Source organism: Achromobacter sp. 10T422 (assembly GCF_056394065.1).
The window spans coordinates 583,071-602,974 of the sequence record NZ_JBFTHD010000004.1 but is presented as its reverse complement, the minus strand read 5'-3'; the positions used below and the strand labels follow the sequence as shown (position 1 = coordinate 602,974).

18 protein-coding genes are annotated in these 19,904 nt (G+C 62.5%); 8 read left to right on the top strand and 10 right to left on the bottom strand.

Annotation, left to right across the window (positions count from 1 at the left end; translation table 11 throughout):
• Positions 1 to 27: 27 nt before the first annotated feature.
• From AC1DB0_RS13355 to AC1DB0_RS13325, 7 genes are all read right to left on the bottom strand, one after another.
• Entirely contained in the window at positions 28 to 1,659 is a 1,632-nt protein-coding gene (locus AC1DB0_RS13355) for an ABC transporter ATP-binding protein (RefSeq protein WP_054422341.1), read from the bottom strand.
• Between the two features lie 9 nt (positions 1,660 to 1,668).
• Positions 1,669 to 2,508 (bottom strand): ABC transporter permease, encoded by an 840-nt coding sequence (locus AC1DB0_RS13350; protein WP_054422340.1) that lies wholly within the window; start codon positions 2,506 to 2,508, stop codon positions 1,669 to 1,671.
• On the bottom strand, positions 2,505 to 3,512 hold the full coding sequence (locus AC1DB0_RS13345) for an ABC transporter permease (RefSeq protein WP_476757044.1): 1,008 nt from the start codon (positions 3,510 to 3,512) through the stop codon (positions 2,505 to 2,507). Before AC1DB0_RS13345 ends, AC1DB0_RS13350 begins: the two co-directional genes overlap by 4 nt.
• A 101-nt stretch (positions 3,513 to 3,613) precedes the next feature.
• Complete coding sequence (locus AC1DB0_RS13340; RefSeq protein WP_054422339.1) at positions 3,614 to 5,188, bottom strand: ABC transporter substrate-binding protein; 1,575 nt, start codon at positions 5,186 to 5,188, stop codon at positions 3,614 to 3,616.
• A 186-nt stretch (positions 5,189 to 5,374) separates the two neighbouring features.
• A complete protein-coding gene (locus AC1DB0_RS13335; protein ID WP_476757043.1) occupies positions 5,375 to 6,619 on the bottom strand; it encodes a Zn-dependent hydrolase in 1,245 nt (414 codons plus the stop codon).
• On the bottom strand, positions 6,616 to 7,359 hold the full coding sequence (locus tag AC1DB0_RS13330) for a FadR/GntR family transcriptional regulator (RefSeq protein ID WP_476757042.1): 744 nt from the start codon (positions 7,357 to 7,359) through the stop codon (positions 6,616 to 6,618). The genes AC1DB0_RS13335 and AC1DB0_RS13330 overlap by 4 nt, the downstream gene beginning before the upstream one ends.
• Before the next feature lie 372 nt (positions 7,360 to 7,731).
• Positions 7,732 to 7,998 (bottom strand): hypothetical protein, encoded by a 267-nt coding sequence (locus AC1DB0_RS13325; protein WP_175169837.1) that lies wholly within the window; start codon positions 7,996 to 7,998, stop codon positions 7,732 to 7,734.
• A 118-nt stretch (positions 7,999 to 8,116) separates the two neighbouring features.
• Here AC1DB0_RS13325 and hemN point away from each other — a divergent pair, with 118 nt between their 5' ends.
• Complete coding sequence (hemN, locus tag AC1DB0_RS13320) at positions 8,117 to 9,547, top strand: oxygen-independent coproporphyrinogen III oxidase (protein WP_476757041.1); 1,431 nt, start codon at positions 8,117 to 8,119, stop codon at positions 9,545 to 9,547.
• Between the two features lie 31 nt (positions 9,548 to 9,578).
• Here the strand turns inward: hemN and AC1DB0_RS13315 are convergent, their stop codons facing one another.
• A complete protein-coding gene (locus AC1DB0_RS13315; protein ID WP_054422334.1) occupies positions 9,579 to 10,322 on the bottom strand; it encodes a response regulator in 744 nt (247 codons plus the stop codon).
• 186 nt (positions 10,323 to 10,508) lie between these two features.
• Here AC1DB0_RS13315 and rfbD point away from each other — a divergent pair, with 186 nt between their 5' ends.
• From rfbD to ptsP, 7 genes are all read left to right on the top strand, one after another.
• Positions 10,509 to 11,417 carry a dTDP-4-dehydrorhamnose reductase gene (gene rfbD / locus AC1DB0_RS13310; RefSeq protein ID WP_342066532.1) on the top strand — a complete coding sequence of 303 codons (909 nt, stop codon included), beginning with the start codon at positions 10,509 to 10,511 and terminating at the stop codon, positions 11,415 to 11,417.
• A gap of 386 nt (positions 11,418 to 11,803) precedes the next feature.
• Entirely contained in the window at positions 11,804 to 13,756 is a 1,953-nt protein-coding gene (thrS, locus tag AC1DB0_RS13305; protein WP_054422332.1) for a threonine--tRNA ligase, read from the top strand.
• Positions 13,757 to 13,776: 20 nt separating this feature from the next.
• A complete protein-coding gene (infC, locus tag AC1DB0_RS13300) occupies positions 13,777 to 14,328 on the top strand; it encodes a translation initiation factor IF-3 (RefSeq protein WP_082386983.1) in 552 nt (183 codons plus the stop codon).
• A gap of 157 nt (positions 14,329 to 14,485) precedes the next feature.
• A complete protein-coding gene (gshB, locus tag AC1DB0_RS13295; RefSeq protein ID WP_476757039.1) occupies positions 14,486 to 15,457 on the top strand; it encodes a glutathione synthase in 972 nt (323 codons plus the stop codon).
• 17 nt (positions 15,458 to 15,474) lie between these two features.
• Entirely contained in the window at positions 15,475 to 15,876 is a 402-nt protein-coding gene (locus tag AC1DB0_RS13290) for a PTS sugar transporter subunit IIA (RefSeq protein WP_054422329.1), read from the top strand.
• A gap of 116 nt (positions 15,877 to 15,992) precedes the next feature.
• Positions 15,993 to 16,262 (top strand): HPr family phosphocarrier protein, encoded by a 270-nt coding sequence (locus AC1DB0_RS13285; protein WP_054422328.1) that lies wholly within the window; start codon positions 15,993 to 15,995, stop codon positions 16,260 to 16,262.
• Positions 16,263 to 16,284: 22 nt separating this feature from the next.
• Positions 16,285 to 18,075 carry a phosphoenolpyruvate--protein phosphotransferase gene (gene ptsP / locus AC1DB0_RS13280; protein ID WP_082387008.1) on the top strand — a complete coding sequence of 597 codons (1,791 nt, stop codon included), beginning with the start codon at positions 16,285 to 16,287 and terminating at the stop codon, positions 18,073 to 18,075.
• Positions 18,076 to 18,225: 150 nt separating this feature from the next.
• Here ptsP and amt read toward each other — a convergent pair whose 3' ends face one another.
• Both amt and AC1DB0_RS13270 read right to left on the bottom strand, forming a co-directional pair.
• Entirely contained in the window at positions 18,226 to 19,464 is a 1,239-nt protein-coding gene (amt, locus tag AC1DB0_RS13275) for an ammonium transporter (protein WP_054422326.1), read from the bottom strand.
• Positions 19,465 to 19,496: 32 nt separating this feature from the next.
• Positions 19,497 to 19,835, bottom strand: a complete 339-nt coding sequence (locus AC1DB0_RS13270; protein WP_476758684.1) for a P-II family nitrogen regulator — start codon at positions 19,833 to 19,835, stop codon at positions 19,497 to 19,499.
• Between the last annotated feature and the right edge of the window lie 69 nt (positions 19,836 to 19,904).

The window sequence follows — 19,904 nt, the reverse complement described above, 5'->3', positions numbered from 1 at the left end:
TGGTGGGGTCATGGGCAGGTATCGGAATCAGGCCATTGTCGCCTGGGTCGGGTCCCAGTGCTGGCCGGGCACGGCGGCAATCAGTTGCCGCGTGTACGCGTGTTGCGGGTTATCGAAAATCTGGGCGGGCGAGCCGTACTCAACCACTTTGCCACGGTGCATCACCAGCACGGAATTGCAGATCTGTGCGGCCACGCGCAGGTCGTGGGTGATGAACACCAGCGCAATCTTCAGGCGCTGTTGCAGGTCGTGCAGCAGTTGCAGCACCTGCGCCTGCACGGACACATCCAGCGCCGATACCGATTCATCGGCCACCAGCACTTTGGGTTCCAGCGCCAGCGCCCGCGCGATGCCGATGCGTTGGCGTTGCCCGCCCGAGAACTGGTTGGGGTAGCGGTCAAAGGCGGACGGGTCCAGCCCCACCAATTGCAGCAGCTCGCGCACCCGGGCTTCGGCCTGCGCGCGTGGCACGCCATTGGCGACCGGGCCGTCGCTGATGATGCGGCCCACGGTGTGGCGCGGGTTTAGCGATGCAAAGGGGTCTTGGAAGATCATCTGGATGTCGTGGCGCATCGGTCGAAAGCGCGACTCCGGCAGCGTAGCGATGTCCTGGCCATTGAAAATCAGCTGGCCGCCATTGATGCCCACCAGCTTCAGCAGGCACTTGCCGATGGTGGATTTGCCTGAGCCGGATTCGCCCACGATACCCAAGGTCTCGCCGCGGCGCACCGCGAAGCTCACGCCATCCACGGCATGCACTTCGCGCTTGCCGCCCAGCCAGCCGTGGCCGATGACGTAGGTTTTTTTCAGGTCTTTCACTTCCAGCACGGGCGCGTCGTTCTCGGTTGCCACGCGTTCTTCGCCACGGCGATGCGGCACGGCGGCAATCAAACGCTGCGTGTAAGGATGGCGTGGGCGGTTGAGCACATCATCGGCCAGGCCTTGCTCGACCAGCACGCCTTTTTCCATGACGGCCACGCGGTGCGCAATTTCGGCCACCACGCCGAAGTCATGCGTGACGAACATCACGCCCATGCCTTTTTCTTTCTGGATGCGAGCGATCAGCGCCAGGATCTGCGCCTGCGTTGTGACGTCCAGCGCGGTGGTGGGTTCGTCGGCGATCAGCAGCGCCGGTTCCAGCACCAGCGCCATTGCGATCATCACGCGTTGGCGCTGCCCGCCCGATAGCCGGAACGGATACACGTGATAAAGCGTGGCCGGGTCGGGCAGCCCAACAAACGCCAGCAGCTCCAGCGTGCGCTTCATGCGCTCGGCGCCCGGGTAGGCGTTGTGCACGCGCATGACTTCGCTGATCTGTTCACCCACGGTCATCAGCGGGTTCAGCGCTGACAGGGGTTCCTGGAAAATCATCGCCATGTCTTTGCCGCGCATGGCTTGCAAGGTGGCTTCGTCTTGTTGCAGCAGGTCTTGGCCGCGGAACAGGATGCGGCCTTGTTGCGGCGTCAGGTAATCGGGCAAAAGGCCCATGATGGCGTTGGCGCTCATCGATTTGCCCGACCCGGACTCCCCCACGATGCACAGGATTTCACCCGCGTGGATGTCGTAGGACACATCCTGCACGGCAAAGGGGCGGTCGCCGCCGCGAGGCAGCGCAATGCTCAGATTCTGGATGGACAACAGAGGCGTGGCTTCGGTCATGTCGGCCTCCTATTCGCCGCGCTTGCGCAGTTGCGGGTTCAGGGCGTCGTTGAGCCCTTCGCCGATCAGGTTGATGGCCAGCACGGTCAGCAAGATGGCCACCCCGGGCCACACGCTCATCCACCAGGCTTCGCGGATCATCGTGCGCGCGGCGCCAATCATGAAGCCCCAGCTCATCAGGTTGCGGTCGCCCAGGCCCAGAAAGGACAGGGACGATTCCGTCAGGATGGCGGTGGCCACCATGAAGGACGCCGACACGATGATGGGCGACATGGCGTTGGGCAGAATTTGCGTGCTGACGATGCGCGCGGGCGTCTGGCCGATGACGATGGCCGCCTGCACGAACTCACGCTGTTTGAGCGTCATGAACTCGGATCGCACCAGCCGCGCGGCCGGCGGCCACGACACGATGGCGATTGCGCCCATGATCGAATACACGGATGGGCTAAGAATGGCCACCAGCACCACCGCCATCGCCAGTTGTGGAATGGTCTGGAAGAACTCGGTGAAGCGCATCAGCGCGTCGTCCACACGGCCGCCGCAGTAGCCGGCCACGGCCCCCACCAGAATGCCGAACAGCAGCGCCACCGCGGTCGACAACAGGCCCACCATCAGCGACACCCGCGCGCCCCAGACGAGGCCTGCCGTGATGTCGCGGCCCAGCATGTCGGTGCCGAACGGGTAGTCGGCGTTGGTGAAGGGCGGAATCAGCGGGTCGGCCACCATCATCCAGGGGGATTCCTGGTACAGCAGTGGGGCGGCCAGCGCCACGACAACCACGATCAGCATGATGGCAAGTCCCGCCACCGCGCCGTAGTTGCGCATATAACGTTGGGCAAAGGCTTTCATGCGGCGGCTCCTTGCTGCGCCCCGGCGCCGATGCGGGGGTCGATCAGGCGGTACATCACATCGGTCAGCAGGTTGAAAATCACGACCATGATTGAGGTGACCAGGAAGATGCCCAGCAGCAACTGGTAATCACGTTGCAGCAGGGCGTCGAACATCAGGCGGCCGATGCCGGGCCACGCGAACACGGTTTCGGTCAGCACCGCGCCACCGGCCATCTGGCCCAGCTGGATGCCGGCAAAGGTGATGACGGGCAGCAGCGCGTTGCGCAAGACGTGCGCGCGGATCACGCGGCTGGGGTTCACGCCCTTGGCGCGCGCCGTTTTCACGAAGTCCATGCCAATCACTTCCAGCATCGACGCGCGGGTCAGCCGCACATACACGGCCATGAAGAAGCAGCCAAGCGTGACGGTGGGCAGGATCAGATGCTGCGCGATGTCTCCAGCGCGGGCCCAGCCGGTAAGCCCCGAGCCCACGGTTTCCATGCCAAAGGCGGGCAGCCAGCCCAGCACTACGGAAAACAGCAGGATGCCCATCAAAGACAGCCAGAACAGCGGGGTGGCGTACAGCAGCAGCGCGCCCGTCATGACCGAGCTGTCGATCCAGCGGCGCTTGTTGCGGTAGCGGGCCTTGGCGGCGACCACCCCCAGGAAAACGCCCAGCACGATGGAAAACACAAACGCGCAGGACATCAGCAGAAAGGTCGCGGGCAGGCGCTCGACGATCAGGTCCAGCACCGGCACGTGGTTGCGATAGGAAAAGCCCAGGTCCAGTTGGACCACGCCCTTCAGGTACAGCATCAGTTGCGTCAGGATCGGCTTGTCCAGGCCGAAGGCCACGCGCAACTGGTCGACATAGGCGGCGTCGCCCGCGCCGGCCTGGCCCGCCAGTACGGCGGCCGGGTCGCCTGGCGCCAGGCGGATCAGGAAGAAATTGATGATCACCACACCCAGCACCACCACCAGGGCTTTGCCGATGCGGGATAAAAGAAAAGACAGGAATTTCATGCGGGGTCCTCTCTGGTCCGCCGCCGTGGAACGCTCCACGGCGGCGTCTTGCTGCACTTGGCTTGCTGCGTATTACGTGGCTGCGTATTACCTGGCTGCGCTTACTTTTCGATGTAGACGTCGTCGAACGATTCGTTCAGGCCGATGGCCGTCTTGACCAGGTTCTTGACGTTGGCGCGATACAGCGTGGGGAACTCCATGTCCACCAGGAAGCCGTTGGCCACGTCATTGACCAGCGTCGTTTGCAGCTGCGTATAGAGCGCCTGGCGCTTGGCCGGGTCCACTTCCGAGGCGGCGGCTTCCCACTGCTTGTCGGTCTCGGGGTTGCTGTAGCCCTGCACGTTGGCAAACGGCGAACCCTTGACGATGTTCGACGAGATATACAGGCGCTGCACGCCCAGCGCGGGGTCGCCGTACTGGTAGGTGAACGTCGTCGTTACGTCGAAGTCCCAGTTGCCCGTGCGGCTGGCCCAACCGCCCGCGTCGGTGGATTCCAGGTTGACCTTGAAGCCCAGTTGCTCCAGCGCCTGCTTGGTGTATTCGCCCAGGCGGTCCCACGTGGAGCCGTAGGGGAAGCTCAGTTGGCGGATCGTGTAGTCCTCAGGTTTGATGCCCGATTCCTTGATCAGCGCGCGCGCCTTCTTCATGTCGAACGGCATGGCCGGCATGTTCTTGTCGTAGAACATCTCGGTCGTCACGAAGGGGCTGGTCGACACCTTGCCCAGGCCAAAGAAAATATTGTTGACCACCATATTGCGGTTCATCGCCGCCATGATCGCCTGACGCACCTTGACGTTGTCGAACGGCGGCTTGCGCATATTGAAGATCAGGTACGCCTGCGGCGAGAACATTTCCCAGCCGGCCGTGGTGTATTCCACCTTGGGCAGGGCGCGCAGGCGCTTGATATCGACGTTGTCCACGTCACCGCCGCGCAGCACGTCCACGCTGCCGCGTTCAAACGCCACCGCGCGCGAGGCCGCATCAGGGATCACGTTGAACACCAGCTCATCCAGGTACGGCATGCCCGGCTTCCAGTATTCGGGGTTGCGCGTCAGCTTGATGTATTCGCCGCGCTTCCATTCCTTGAACATGAAGGGGCCGGTGCCAACGGGCTTCTGGTTGGCCGGATTGGTCATGTAGTCGGTGCCGGCATAGAGGTGCTTGGGCATCATCGGCGCAAAGCCCGGTTCGAACATCAGCATGAAGGCGGGGAAGGGCGTCTTCAGCTTGATGACGACGGTCTTGGCGTCGGGCGCCGTCACGGAATCCACGAACTTGTTCAGGATGACGCGAGCGCGCGCATGCGTTTTGGGCAGCATGTCCGCCAGCGAGAAGACCACGTCTTCGGACGTGAACGGCTTGCCGTCATGCCACTTCACGTTGTCTTGCAGATGGAAGGTGTACGTCAGGCCGTCGGCGGCGGCCTCCCAGGACTTGGCCAGGCCGGGCTGCGGCTTCAGGTCGGTGGAATAGGTCAGCAGACTTTCATAGATCTTGCCTGCGACGAATTGCGTGGGGCCTTGCTGGTTGATGGCCGTGACAATCACGGGCGGCTCGGGCTGAACGATCATGTTCAAGGTGCCGCCCTTGGTCTGGGCCAGGGCTTGGGTCGCGGGCAGCGCGGCCGCAAGGACCAATGCGCCGATGCTTAGGGAGAACCATTTCTTCGATTTCACTGCGAGCCTCCGGGCTGGAAAGGGACTGACAGGTGACCGCCGTTGCACGGCAGATGCCGGGCAATAACAAGCAAACCTCGTGCCACCTGCGTTTCTCAGGGGTACAACGGGTGAAGCCGCACCATTCGTGCTTCATACAGGTGCTGGGTAAGGCGGCCGCGCACCATTGCGGCGAAATCGGCGGTGCTAACGCGCGGCGTTGGCGCGCGCCACCATGGCGTCAAGCAGGACGTTGCAACCGGCTTCCAGATGCCCGGGCTGCGCGTCTTCAATCTCGTTGTGGCTGATGCCGTCTTTGCACGGCACGAAAATCATGGCGGTGGGCGCGACGGCGGCCATGTACACGGCGTCGTGTCCTGCGCCCGTCACGATGTGCATGGCGGGCAAGCCCCGGCTGGCCGCGCCTTGGCGCACCTTGTCCACCAGGTCGGTATCGAACGGCGTGGGCGGGAAGGTCTGCACGTCTTTCACATCCACGTGTACGCCATGCGCCACGGCGATGTCGTCGCAGGCGCGGCGCCAGGCCTGATCCATGCGTGCGAGCGTGGCGGCGTCTTCGTGGCGCAGGTCGGCGGTGAAGCGGACCTGGCCGGGGATGACGTTGCGCGAACCCGGATGCGCATGGATTTCGCCAACGGTGCCGCGCCCATGCGGCTGATGCGCGTTGGCGATGTTGATCACCGATTGCACGAGGAAGCTGGCGGCGAACAGCGCGTCTCGGCGGATGGCCATGGGCGTGGGGCCCGCGTGCATTTCCATGCCGGTGACGGTGACGTCGTACCAGCGCAAGCCCAGTGATCCGGTCACGATGCCGATGGTCTTTTCTTCATGCTCAAGAATCGGGCCCTGTTCGATATGCGCTTCGAAGTAGGCATCGACCGGCCGGCCGCCCGCGGGGTCTGCGCCGGCGTAGCCGATGGCTTGAAGCTCGTCGCCCACCGTCAAGCCCTGCGCATCACGTGCGGATAGCGCCGTCTCCAGCGGGAACTTGCCCGCAAACACGCCTGATCCCATCATCACTGGCACGAAGCGCGAGCCTTCTTCGTTCGTCCAGATGGCGACTTCCAGCGGCGCTTCCGTTTGCACGCCAGCGTCGTTCAATGTGCGCATGACCTCCAGCCCGGCCAGCACGCCATAACAGCCGTCGAACTTGCCGCCGGTGGGTTGGGTGTCGATGTGGCTGCCGGTCATGACGGGGGGCAGTGCGTTGTTGCGGCCGTCGCGGCGCGCGAAGATGTTGCCCACCTGATCCACCCGCACCGTCAACCCGGCGTCGCGCATCCAGCCCGTGACCAGATCGCGGCCCTGGCCGTCCAATGCGGTCAGGGCAAGGCGGCAATTGCCGCCCTTGGGCGTGGCGCCGATCTGCGCCAGATCCATCAACGACTGCCAGAGCCGTTGGCCGTTGATGGACAAGGAAGACGATGTCATGGATAGCCTCGGTGGTCGGTGAGTGAATCGACGTCTTCGCGCAGCCGCGCCAGGATGCCCAGCAGATGCGTGTGCATTGCATGGCGGGCGCGGATCGGGTCGCGCGCCATGATGGCGGCCAGGATGCGCTGGTGCTCGGCATGGGCCGCGGCCCACACCTGTGTGTTCACGAAGTAGTCCTGCATGCGGCTGTACAGCGAGCTCGCCTGGGTCAGATTCCACAAGTGCGCCACCGCTGACGCCAACGCCGCGTTGCCGCAGGCCATGGCGATGGTGCTGTGGAATTCGCGGTCATGCTGGCCAGGGGAATCGGTCAGCGACATGGCGGCGTGCGTGTCGCGGATGGTGGCAATCTGCGCGGGCGTGGCCTGTTGCGCGGCCAGCGCGGCGCATTCCGGTTCAATCAGCATGCGGGCTTCGAGCAAGTCGAAGGGGCCGATGTCATCGTGGCCGGGCAGGGCATTGGCGGCTGTGGAGGACGCTGCGGGAAACGCGGCGCCCTCGGGCGTGATCGTGACGAACACGCCCGTGCCGACGCGCACTTCCACATACCCCTCGATCTCCAGGGCGATCAACGCTTCGCGGATCGACGCCCGGCTGACCTGCAGTTGCTCCGCCAGTTCACGTTCCGAAGGCAGGCGCCCGCCGCGGGGGAAATCGCCCGCCCGGATGCGGCCGGCGATCTGGTCGGCAATGATGCGGTACAGGCGGGTGACGGCGACAGCCTGGAAGGTGCTCATAACGGATCGGTGTATCGATATGGCCTGGTGGTCAGGCCACCAATATAGGCACGCCGTTATTGAAATAACAGGGAAATTTGAGGATTTCAGGGAAAACGATCAGAGGGATTCCACGTCTTCCTATCTGGTGGTCAGGCCAGTTAGGCGTGCGCAAGGCGCACGCCTGAAGTGCAGCTATCTTGAGGTATAGCTAGCTTGAAGTGCAGCTAGCTTGAGAGGCAGCCAGTCTGAAGCGCAGCCAGTCTGAAGCGCAGCCAGTCTGAAGCGCAGCCAGTCTGAAGCGCAGCCAGTCTGAAGCGCAGCCAGTCTGAAGCGCAGCCAGTCTGAAGTGCAGCCCGCCTGAAGTGCAGCCCGCCTGAAGTGCAGCCAGTCTTACTCGGCTGCGTCGTCCGGTTCGGGCGTTTGCGTGAATGCGCGGACCAGGCGGGCGATGCCGTCCAGCTCATCTTGCGCGCCGACGACCCATTCGGGTTTGTCGAACGGGCTGTCGGACGGCGCCTTGTCCATGCCATCCTTCAAGTCATTGAGCAGCTCCAGCGCCATGTCGGTCGCTTGGGGGCTGCTGCGGGTGGAAAGGGCGATGGCAATGGCCAAGGCTTGGCGCATGGCCAGCAGGCGGCCATCCAGTTCGGTGTCCATGGGGTGTGTCCTGGTTCTGCAACGTGAATGGGCGCATTTTACGGGCGCAAGCAATGGGCGCTTCGGGGTTTGCGCCAGATCAAGGTGCGTGGGGCCCCGCAGGCGAATAATTCGGGGTATGCAAGCCGCCCTCCGCCCACTCGTTTCAGACTCCCCGGCTCCTGCCGCCGCCGAACCTTTTTTTCCTCCCCAGTTGCTGGCTCGGCTGGACAAGAACGGGCCGCGCTACACCTCGTATCCCACGGCCGACCGCTATCACGCTGGCTTTGGCGAACAAGACTACCGGCTGGCGTTGCGGCAACGCCGCGCTACGCAACCAGCCGAACCGCTGTCGCTCTACGTGCACATTCCGTTCTGTGATTCGGTCTGCTATTACTGCGCCTGTAACAAGGTGGTGACGCGTCACCACGATCGCGCGGCGCGTTATCTGGACGCGCTGGCGCATGAAGTGGCGCTGCATGTCGAGGAGCTTGGTGCGGGCGTTCCAGTGTCGCAACTGCACTTTGGCGGCGGTACGCCCACCTTTCTGTCAGACGCTGAATTGACGCGTCTGATGGACGATCTGCGCACGGCCTTCCGCTTTGAGCCGGATGCCGAAATCTCCATCGAAGTCGATCCGCGCACGGCCACCCCCGAACGCCTGGCGCATCTGCGCAAACTGGGCTTCAACCGGCTGAGTTTCGGCGTTCAGGACTTTGATCCGCGCGTGCAAGTGGCGGTGCATCGCGTGCAGTCTTTCGAAGATGTGCGGGCGCTGATGCAAAGTGCGCGTGGGCTGGGCTATGCCTCGGTCAATGTCGATCTGATCTACGGGCTGCCGTTGCAGACCACCGAATCGTTCGAGCGAACCATCGCGCAAGTGGTGGCATTGCGCCCGGACCGCATTGCGCTCTACGCCTACGCGCACCTGCCGGAACGCTTCAAGCCGCAACGCCGCATCAACGAAGCTGACCTGCCCGACCGCGCCACGCGCGTGGGTCTGCTCAGCTCGGCCATCGATGGCTTTTTGCAGCAGGGCTACACCTACATTGGCATGGACCATTTCGCGCTGAACACGGATGCGCTGGCCATTGCGAAACAGCGTGGCGAGCTGCACCGAAATTTCCAGGGCTACAGCACGCAGCCGGATCGCGACCTGGTCGCGCTGGGCGTATCCGCCATCGGCCGCATCGGCAATACCTACAGCCAGAACGCCAAGGTGCTGGGCGAGTATTACGCTGCGATCGAAACCGGGAACTTTGCGGTCGAACGCGGATTGGAATTGAACGCCGATGACCTCGCGCGCCGTGAAGTCATCATGGACATCATGTGCCAGGGCCGCGTGGATTTTGCGCGCATCGAGGCCCGGCACGGCCTGCGCTTTGGCGACTACTTCAGCCGCGAATTGCTGCAAATGGCGAATCTGGCGGAGTTGGGCCTGGTCAACCTGCGGTCGGGCGAGGTGCAGGTGACCGGTCTGGGCTGGTATTTTGTGCGCGCCGTCGCCATGGCGTTTGACGGCTATCTGCGCAGCGTGAGCAGTGGCGCCAGCTATTCCCGCATCATCTGAAGCGGGCTGCGCAGGCGAGGGAAGTGATGCTTCACTCGGCGAATTTCTCGCGCAGATAGAGCGCCAGTGACAGGTCGTCGGCCAATTGCAGCTTGCGCATTGCCCGCCGCTTGTGCGTGCTGACGGTCTTCTTGCTGCGCATCAGCCGGGCGGCAATCTGCGTGACAGACAAGCCCTGGCTGATGTGGCGAAGAATTTCGACTTCAGACGTCGTCAGCAGCGCGTGGGGGTGGGTGGGTTCAAGCGGGCGTATCTTTCCCTCGTGCACGGACAGAAAAGCGTTCTTGCCGCTAAGCACGCCGCGAATCATTTCCGGCAGCAGCATCATCCCCCATTGCTTTGCAAGATACCCATTTGCGCCTGCGCGAAATGCTGCGTACTGGGTCTCTTGGCGGTTGCCCGCCGAAAACGTGATGATCGCCAGGTTCGGGTGATAGCGCCGCAGCCGGCGCAAGTAATTGACGCCGTCCCAGGGCTCCTGGGGCAGATAGAAATCAATCAGGGCAACGTCACAGGGGGCGTGGGTCAGCTTTTCGAGCATGGCCCGCGCCGACGTTTCGCGATGCAGCACGCGAAACCCAGGCCGACTTTCCAGATACGCATCCACGCCTAGCGCCACGACGGGATGGTCGTCCAGGATGGCGACTTTGATGACGGTTGGCGTGCGCGACAGCAACAAATGCCGGCGGCCGCCCTGACGGCCACCCCCTTCGTTCCCGCGCGGCGGGTTTGATTGGGATGACGCTTTGGTCACACGTATTGAGACAGCTTTCATCGATGCTCCACGAGCCGTAAGGAGGACGTCGGTGGCGGTTTTCGCTCGGCGTGAGGCGACATCCGAAGCACGCTCCGCACGTAGTCTTAAATTTGCGAAGGCAGATTACGTTTTCATACGGCTGTGCGGACGAGAAACGCGTCAAAATCAGACCGTTGCACCCTCGGCCTAGTAGTGAGCGCGAGCATGACCAAGAAGATTCTGCTGTTAGGACGGGACGGCCAACTGGGTTTTGAGCTGCGGCGCAGCCTTGCTCCGCTCGGTGTGGTGGTGGCGGTTGGCCGCAGTGATTGCGACCTGACCTACCCCTTGCAGCTGGCTCGTCTGGTGCGCCAAGAGAAGCCGGATGTCATCGTCAACGCCGCTGCGCTCACGGCGGTGGATCGTGCCGAGGAAGACGCAGTTCGCGCCATGCGGATCAACGCAGAGGCGGCCGGAGAGCTGGCCGCCCTGGCCGCAAGCCGGGCAGCGCTGATCGTTCATTACTCATCGGACTATGTGTTCGACGGCGCGAAATCCGGCCCCTATGTCGAAACCGACACGCCCGGCCCGCTGAACGTCTACGGGCGCAGCAAGCTGGCGGGTGAGCGCGCGGTGCAGGCCATGAATGCCGCCCACCTGGTGTTTCGCACGTCGTGGATCTACGGCGTGTTCGGCAACTCTTTCCTGAAATCAATGTTGATGGCGTTGCGCCAGCCCGAGGCGTTGCGCGTCGTCAGTGATCAGCATGGCGCGCCCACCGGCGCCGCCTTCATCGCCGATGTGACCGCGGTGGCGGTTGCGCGCTATTTTCTTGAACGCGCCGGGTTTCCATTCGGGCTGTACCACGTGGCTGCTGCGGGGCGGGTCAGTTGGCATGAGTACGCCTGCTTCATCGCCGAGCAGGCGCGGCGCGCGGGCTTGCCGGTGACGCTGACCCCGGGCGATATCCAAGCCGTGTCCGCGGATCAGCACCCGAACACAGCGGCCAGGCCCTTGAACTCCTGCCTGGATACGGGCCTGCTGGCCCGGCAGTTCGGTATCCACGCGCCGCCCTGGCAAGAGGGCGTGCGCCACGCGCTGGCGGCCCTTGCGAATTGCCGCAACCTGGTCTGATCAGGGCGGATTTGTCGCGCATTTGCGACGGAAAGGGCGCGAAGGGTGCTACAATCGGCAACGATAAATGCAGTTGATCCGTTGATGTCGCAGGTTGACTCGGGCTTAAGCCCGATTTGTTTTCAACGTTGATCCTAATTGCGCAACATTGCTTCGCGCCGCCTCGGGCGCGTACCAACAGGCTTAGAATCATGTTTTTCCCGCTGGCACGAACTACGACCCGGAACTTTCGCCCTATGTCGCGTTAGTTTTTCGTGCGTCGGGTTTCACCGTGTCAGGTCGGCGGTAGAACTCAGCAAGACAACCAAAAGAACGCGGCTCTCAAGCCGCGTTTTTCGTTTCTGATTTTCGATTTTTAGTTCCAAGAACCCCAGGAAGCACTCCCGATGGTACAGATCACATTGCCCGATGGTTCGCAGCGCCAATATCCGGGGCCGGTAACGGTTGCCGAAGTGGCGCAATCGATCGGTACGGGCCTGGCCAAAGCCGCCTTGGGCGGCCGCGTAACGGTTGAAGGCTCGGAATCCAAGCTGGTCGACACCAGCTTTCGCATCGAAGGCGATGCGCGTCTGGCCATCGTTACCGCCAAAGACGCCGACGGCCTGGACCTGATCCGCCACTCCACGGCTCACCTGCTGGCCTACGCGGTCAAGCAGCTGTTCCCGGACGCCCAGGTCACCATCGGCCCCGTGATTGACAACGGCTTCTACTACGACTTCTCGTACAAGCGCCCGTTCACGCCTGAAGACTTGGCCGCCATCGAAAAGAAGATGGCTGAGCTCGTCAAAAAGGACGAAATTGTCACGCGTGAAGAATGGACGCGCGACGACGCCGTTGAATTCTTCAAGAGCATTGGCGAACAGTACAAGGCCGAGATCATCGCTTCGATTCCGTCGAACGAACCGCTCAGCCTGTACCGCGAAGGCGACTTCATCGACCTGTGCCGCGGCCCCCACGTGCCGTCCACGGGCAAGCTGAAGGTCTTCAAGCTGATGAAGGTGGCCGGCGCCTACTGGCGTGGCGACAGCAAGAACGAGATGCTCCAGCGCATCTACGGCACCGCCTGGGCCACGAAGGAAGAGCAGGAAGCCTACCTGCACATGCTGGAAGAGGCCGAGCGCCGCGACCACCGCAAGATCGGCCGCGAACTCGACCTGTTCCACTTCCAGGACGAAGCGCCCGGCCTGATCTTCTGGCACCCCAAGGGCTGGGCCCTGTGGCAGCAGGTTGAGCAATACATGCGCGCCGTTTACAACAACAACGGCTACCAGGAAGTCAAAGCGCCGCAGATCCTGGATCTGTCGCTGTGGAAGAAGACGGGCCACTGGGACAACTATCGTGAAAACATGTTCACGACCGAGTCCGAGAACCGCGTCTATGGCTTGAAGCCGATGAACTGCCCGGGCCACGTGCAGATCTTCAATTCCGGCCTGCATTCCTACCGCGAGCTGCCCCTGCGCTATGGCGAATTCGGTCAATGCCACCGCAACGAACCTTCGGGCTCGCTGCACGGCATGATGCGCGTGCGCGGCTTTACGCAAGACGACGGTCACATTTTCTGTACCGAAGAACAGCTCCAGGACGAATGCGCCGACTTCACGGCCCTGCTGCAAAAGGTCTACCGCGACTTCGGCTTCACTGAAGTGCTGTATAAGGTCGCTACGCGTCCTGAAAAGCGTATCGGCTCGGACGAAGTCTGGGATACGGCCGAACAGGCGCTGATGGAAAGCCTGCGCCGCACCGGCTGCGAATTCGAAATTTCGCCGGGCGAGGGCGCGTTCTACGGCCCCAAGGTCGAGTACACGCTGAAGGACGCTATTGGCCGTCACTGGCAATGCGGTACGATTCAGGTCGACTTCTCCATGCCGGTGCGCTTAGGCGCCGAGTACGTGGACCAGAACGACCAGCGCCGTCCGCCGGTTATGCTGCACCGTGCCATCCTGGGTTCGCTCGAGCGTTTTATCGGTATGCTTATCGAAAACCACGCCGGTGCGATGCCTCCTTGGCTGGCTCCGGTGCAGGCTGTCGTATGCTGCATTTCTGAACCTTCGGCCGATTATGCGGCTGAAATCACACAAAGCCTGAAAAAACAAGGCTTTAGAGTAGAGTCCGATTTGCGTGGTGAAAAAATCACTCGTAAAATCCGGGAGCACAGCCTGCAAAAGGTGCCGTACATTCTTGTCGTCGGCGACAAGGAGAAGCAAAACGGCACCGTAGCCGTACGCGGTCTGGGCGGATTGGACCTTGGCGCCATCGCATACGACGAGTTCGTCGCGCGATTGTCCGAGGATGTCTCCTCCCGTCGCGACGTCAATCAACCTGATAGCAGTGCTGCTTAACATTTCTAGGAGCTTTCAACATCGCCACTGAAAAAGCCAATCGCATCAACGGTGAAATCCGCGTCCCCGAGGTGCGCCTGATAGGTCTGGAAGGAGAACAGCTGGGCATCGTCAAGATCGCCGACGCGTTCCGTCTTTCCGAGCAAAGCGACGTGGATCTGGTGGAAATCGCGCCGAACGCCGAGCCGCCGGTCTGCCGTTTGATGGACTACGGTAAGTTCAAGTACCAAGAGCAGAAGCGTCAAGCCGAAGCTCGTTCCAAGCAGAAGGTCATTCAGGTCAAGGAAGTCAAATTCCGTCCGGCCACCGACGAGGGCGACTACCAAGTCAAGCTGCGCAACCTGCGCCGCTTCCTCGAAGAGGGCGACAAGGCCAAGGTGACGCTGCGTTTCCGTGGCCGCGAAATGGCTCACCAGGAACTCGGTATGCGGGTGCTTGAACGTGTGCGCGATGATCTGCTGGAACTTGCCCAGGTCGAAGCCATGCCGAAGCTCGAAGGCCGTCAGATGGTCATGGTGCTGGCGCCCAAGAAGAAGGCCGTGCCGGTTGGCAAGCCTGAATCGGCGGCCTGAGTTCCAGCCGTAGCCTTCCCCGGAAGGCTTGGCCGCTAGACATCCGACCCGCCGTCCACCTCGTGACCGGCGGGTTCGCTTATTGGGCGGCTCTGCGCTACGATGTCATAAAGCCGCCTTCCCGCGAGGGAAGGCGGCGTCCGTTCAGGGTGTCGCGATGCATGTTTTGTTCGTTTTGGATCCCTTGCCGCTGCTCAAAGCGTACAAGGACAGTTCGGTTGCCATGATGCGTGCCCTGGTGGCGCGCGGGCATACGCTTAGCGTGGCCATGCAGGGCGACCTCTACATCGAGGGCGGCACGGTCAAAGCCGTCACCACGCCGATCGCGCTGGTGGCTGATGCCGACCTGCACGGCCACGACTGGTGGACGGAGTCCCCCGCCCAAGATCTGCCGCTGGCCGATTTCGGGGCGGTCGTCATGCGCAAAGACCCGCCTTTCGACATGGAATACGTGTATTCCACGCACTTGCTCGAATACGCCGAGGCCCAAGGCGCCCGCGTGTTCAACAGCGGCGCGGCGATTCGCAACCATCCTGAAAAGCTGGCCATCACCGAGATCAGCGAGTTCACCGCGCCCACGCTGGTGACCCGCAACATGGCTCGCCTGAAGGCTTTCCACGATACGCACCACGATGTGATCGTGAAGCCGCTGGACGGCATGGGCGGCACGGGCGTGTTCCGCCTGCAGCCCAAGGACCCGAACCTGAACGCCATTTTGGAAACGCTGACGGACAACGGCGCGCGCACCATCATGGCTCAGCGTTACATCCCCGATATCGTCAAGGGCGACAAGCGGATTTTGCTGATTGGCGGAAAACCCGTGCCGTATTCGCTGGCGCGTATTCCGCTGGCCGGCGAAACCCGCGGCAATCTGGCCGCAGGCGGCCGTGGCGTGGCGCAGGAATTGTCGCCGCGCGACCGCGAAATCGCCGAAGCCGTGGCTCCCAAGCTGGCGGCTCGCGGCCTGCTGCTGGTGGGCCTGGACGTCATTGGCGATTACGTCACCGAAGTGAATGTCACCAGCCCCACCTGTTTCGTAGAGATTGCCGAACAGACCGGTTTCGATGTCGCGGGCATGTTCGTCCAGGCGCTTGAAAACGCCGTGGCGACCACTGCCGCCGCGGCCTGATCTCTCTGGAATCCGTCATGACCACGGGTATTGTTATCGTCGTGCACGCGCCTTTGGGCGCGGCGATGCGCGAGTGCGCCAGCCACGTCATGGGCAACCTTGACGGCATGCTGGCCATTCACGATATCCAGCCTGAAGACCGTCCGGACGATTTGGCGCCGGACGTCCTGAAGGACATTCTTGAGCAGGACCACGGCGCCGGTGTTCTGGTGCTGACGGATCTGATCGGCGCGACGCCCGCAAATATCTCCAAGCGCGCCGTCGCCGATGCGCAAGCACAAGGCATTCAATGCTGCGTGCTGGCAGGTTTGAATACCCCGATGCTGCTGCGCGCTTTGACATATCGCAATCTGCCGTTGGCTGATACGCGCGAAAAGGCGCTGGCCGGCGGAGTGCAGGGCGTCTTGCGTGTAGACTGACGGGCGGGAATTTGCCCTATTATGTCGGCTGGCAATCCAAGCCGAAGAGCGGTTAGCGGTTTGGTTTGTTGCTGCGATCAACACTGCGGCGTTAATCCGCAGTCATAATATTTCCTATGCCTACAAAAGACATCGTCATCAGCAATAAATTGGGTTTGCATGCGCGGGCCGCCGCCAAGCTGACGCAACTGGCCAGCAAGTTCTCAAGCGAGATCTTTATCTCGCGCGGCGCGCAGCGCGTGAACGCCAAGAGCATCATGGGCGTCATGATGTTGGCGGCCGGGCTGGGCGTGACGGTCAAACTGGAGGCTTCCGGCGGCGACGCCGATCAAGCCCTTTCCGAAATCGAAACCTTGTTCGACAGCAAATTCGGTGAGCAGGAATAGAAACTCCCATGAATCCGCCAGCCTGAGCGTTGCTGAGGCTGGCGCGTCTACGACCCCGAACAATGCTCACGACGGAGCTGGCCCTGCCAGCCCCGTCGTTTGTCTTTATGGCAAAGGCGTTGCGAAGGGATATGCCATCGGACGCGCCGTCGTCATGGGCGCCGCTGCCTTGGAAGTGGCGCACTACCGGATATCGCCCGAGGATGTGCCCGCCGAAAGCAGCCGCCTGACTGAGGCCCTGGCTTCGGCGCAGCACGAATTGCTGCTGTTGGCAGACACCTTGCCGGCCGATGCGCCGCGCGAGCTGGGCGCCATGCTGAACGTGCACAGCCTGCTGTTGGGCGACCCGCTATTGGCCGAGCAGACGCTGGCGCTGATCGCCGAACGACACTACAACGCCGAATGGGCGCTGACGACGCAAGGCCAGATTCTTGGCCAGCAGTTTGACGCCATGGAAGACGAGTATCTGCGCGAGCGCGGGGCTGACGTCCGCCAAGTCATCGAGCGCGTGCTGCACGTGCTGTCCGGCACGTCGGCGATCTTGCCCGACATGTCGCACATGGGCGGCGACGATGCGCTGGTGGTGGTGGCGCACGATATCTCGCCAGCCGACATGCTGCGTTTGCGCGGTGGGCGCTTTGCAGCCTTCGTGACCGACCTGGGTGGCCCCACGTCGCACACGGCCATCGTGGCCCGCAGCATGGGCGTGCCGGCCGTGGTGGCCATGGGCAACGTGCGCGAATTGGTTCGCGACGGCGACATGCTGATCATCGACGGCGCGGCCGGCGCCGTGGTCGTCAATCCGTCGGACCGCATTCTTCAGGAATACCGCCGCCGTCAGGCCGTCTATGCCGACGAACGCGCCGAACTCGGCCTGCTGCGTGATGAACCTTCGGTCACGCTGGATGGTATCGATATCGTCCTGCACGCCAATATCGAACTGCCCGAAGAGGCCGCGCTGGCGCTGGCTTCGGGTGCGCATGGCATTGGCCTGTTCCGTAGCGAATTCCTCTTCATGGGGCGCCCGGACCTGCCTGGCGAAGAAGAACAGTACGAAGCCTATTCTTCGGTGGTAAAGGTGATGGCGGGCCGGCCCGTCACAATTCGCACGCTGGATATCGGGTCGGACAAAACGCTGGATGGTGAAGCCACCGTGGCCACCAACCCCGCATTGGGGCAACGCGCCATCCGGTATTGCCTGGCGCGTCCGGAAATGTTCGCGACGCAGTTGCGCGCCATTCTGCGGGCGTCGGCTCACGGTCCTGTGCGGCTGTTGATCCCCATGATTGCGCACATGCATGAAGTGGTGGCGACCAAGGCGGCCATCGAATCCGCACGGCGCGAACTCGATGCGCGCGGTCAAGCCTACGCGCCGCACATGGAAGTGGGCGCCATGGTCGAGGTGCCCGCCATCGCGATTGCAATCGAACCGTTTGCCCAGGCGCTGGATTTCCTGTCGATCGGCACGAACGATCTCATCCAATACACCTTGGCGATCGACCGCGGCGACCACGATGTGGCCGCGCTCTACGATCCRCTGCATCCCGCTGTGCTGCGCCTGGTGGCCAATACCATCAATGCGGGTGAGCGGGCGGGCAAGCCGGTTGCGGTCTGCGGCGAAATGGCGGGCGATTCGCGCATGACACGCTTGTTGCTGGGCTTGGGGCTGACCGAGTTCTCGATGCATCCGCAGCAGTTGCTGGACGTGAAGCGTGAAGTGCGCCGCGCGCATTCCAACGCGTTGCGCATCAAGGTGGCGACGGCGCTGAACCGCGCCTTGCCCGTTGATCTGGATGCGCTTGATCCGGCTTGATCCCATTTGATCCGCTCCACCCCAGACAGTAAAACGCCCCGATTCGGGGCGTTATTTTGTCTTCGCGCAACGCAAAAAAAGCGCCGGGATGTGATCCCGGCGCCGTTTCTTGCCGGCCCGCCACATTTCGCAGCGGGCCGAGATACCGCATTAGCTGTGATACGCCGATTCGCCGTGGCTCGTGACGTCCAGGCCTTCGCGCTCCTGGTCTTCCGGCACACGCATGCCGCACAGGGCATTGGCGATCTTGTAGGCAATCCACGCCACCACGCCGGACCAGACGATGGTCAGCAGCACGCCTTCCAGCTGGACCCACAGTTGGTGGGCGATCATGCCAGGCTCAGCCAGGCCGGGGCCACCGAGGACTTGCGCGTTGAACACGCCGGTCAGCAGGGCGCCGACGATACCGCCCACGCCGTGGATGCCGAATACATCCAGTGCGTCATCGGCACGCAGCATGCGCTTCAGGCCATTCACGCCCCAGACGCAGACGATACCGGCAACCACGCCGATGATCAGTGCGCCCACCGGGCCAACCAGGCCGGCGGCGGGGGTGATGCCCACCAGGCCAGCAATCGCGCCGGAGGCGGCGCCCAGCATCGAGGGCTTGCCCTTGATGGCCCATTCCGTGAACAGCCAGGCCAGCACCGCACCCGCCGTGGCGATCATCGTGTTGAAGAAGGCCAGGGTGGCGTTCTCGTTGGCGGCCAGCGCCGAACCCGCGTTGAAACCGAACCAGCCCACCCACAGCAGGGCGGCGCCGATAAACGTCATCGGCAGGTTGTGCGGCTGCATGGCTTCGCGGCCATAGCCCACACGCTTGCCGACCACATACGCGCCCACCAGACCGGCCACGCCAGCATTGATGTGCACCACGGTGCCGCCGGCAAAGTCCAGCGCGCCCTTGGCATTGAGCAGGCCCGGCGCCGTTTCGGACGCGAACCACACCATGTGGGCGATGGGAATGTAGGCGAACGTGAACCAGATCACCGTGAACACCAGCACCCCGGAGAAGCGGGCGCGTTCAGCAAAGCTGCCCACGATCAGCGCGCAGGTGATGCCGGCGAACGTGGCCTGGAACGAGGCGAACAGCAGCTCGGTCAAGGTGTTCGACATGGCGTACTTGCCGTCAGCCGGTGTGAACATGCCAGAGAAGAAGGCGCGCGACAGGCCGCCGAAGAAGGCGTTGCCCTCGGTGAATGCAAGGGAATAGCCGTAGATGAACCAGAGAACCAGGCCCAGCACAAACGTGCACAGCACTTGGAGCAACACCGACAGCACGTTCTTGCTGCGTACCAGGCCGCCATAGAACAACGCCAGACCGGGTACGGCCATCATCAATACAAGCAGGGTAGAGACGAGCAACCAGGAGATATCTGCTTTATCCATTTTCAGGCTCCAATGAGTCTTTCTTTATTTATTTACAGCGCAGCTTCGCCAGCTTCACCCGTGCGGATACGGATCACGTGTTCCAGGGGCGCGGCGAAGATCTTGCCGTCGCCGATCTTTCCGGTACGGGCGGCTTGTTCAATCGCTTCGATGACCTGATCGACAAGGTGGTCGGGCACGGCCGCTTCAACTCGCAGCTTGGGCAGAAAGTCGACGGCGTATTCAGCGCCGCGATACAGCTCGGTATGGCCCTTTTGGCGGCCAAAACCCTTTACTTCGGTAACAGTCAGGCCCTGGACGCCGATCCCGGATAGAGCCACCCGCACTTCGTCGAGCTTGAAGGGCTTGATGATGGCGATGATGAGTTTCATGGCATTTCCTCTCATGGTTGCACGTTGGCCTCGACTATCAAGCAAGATCCATGCCATGTTGGTGCGTAC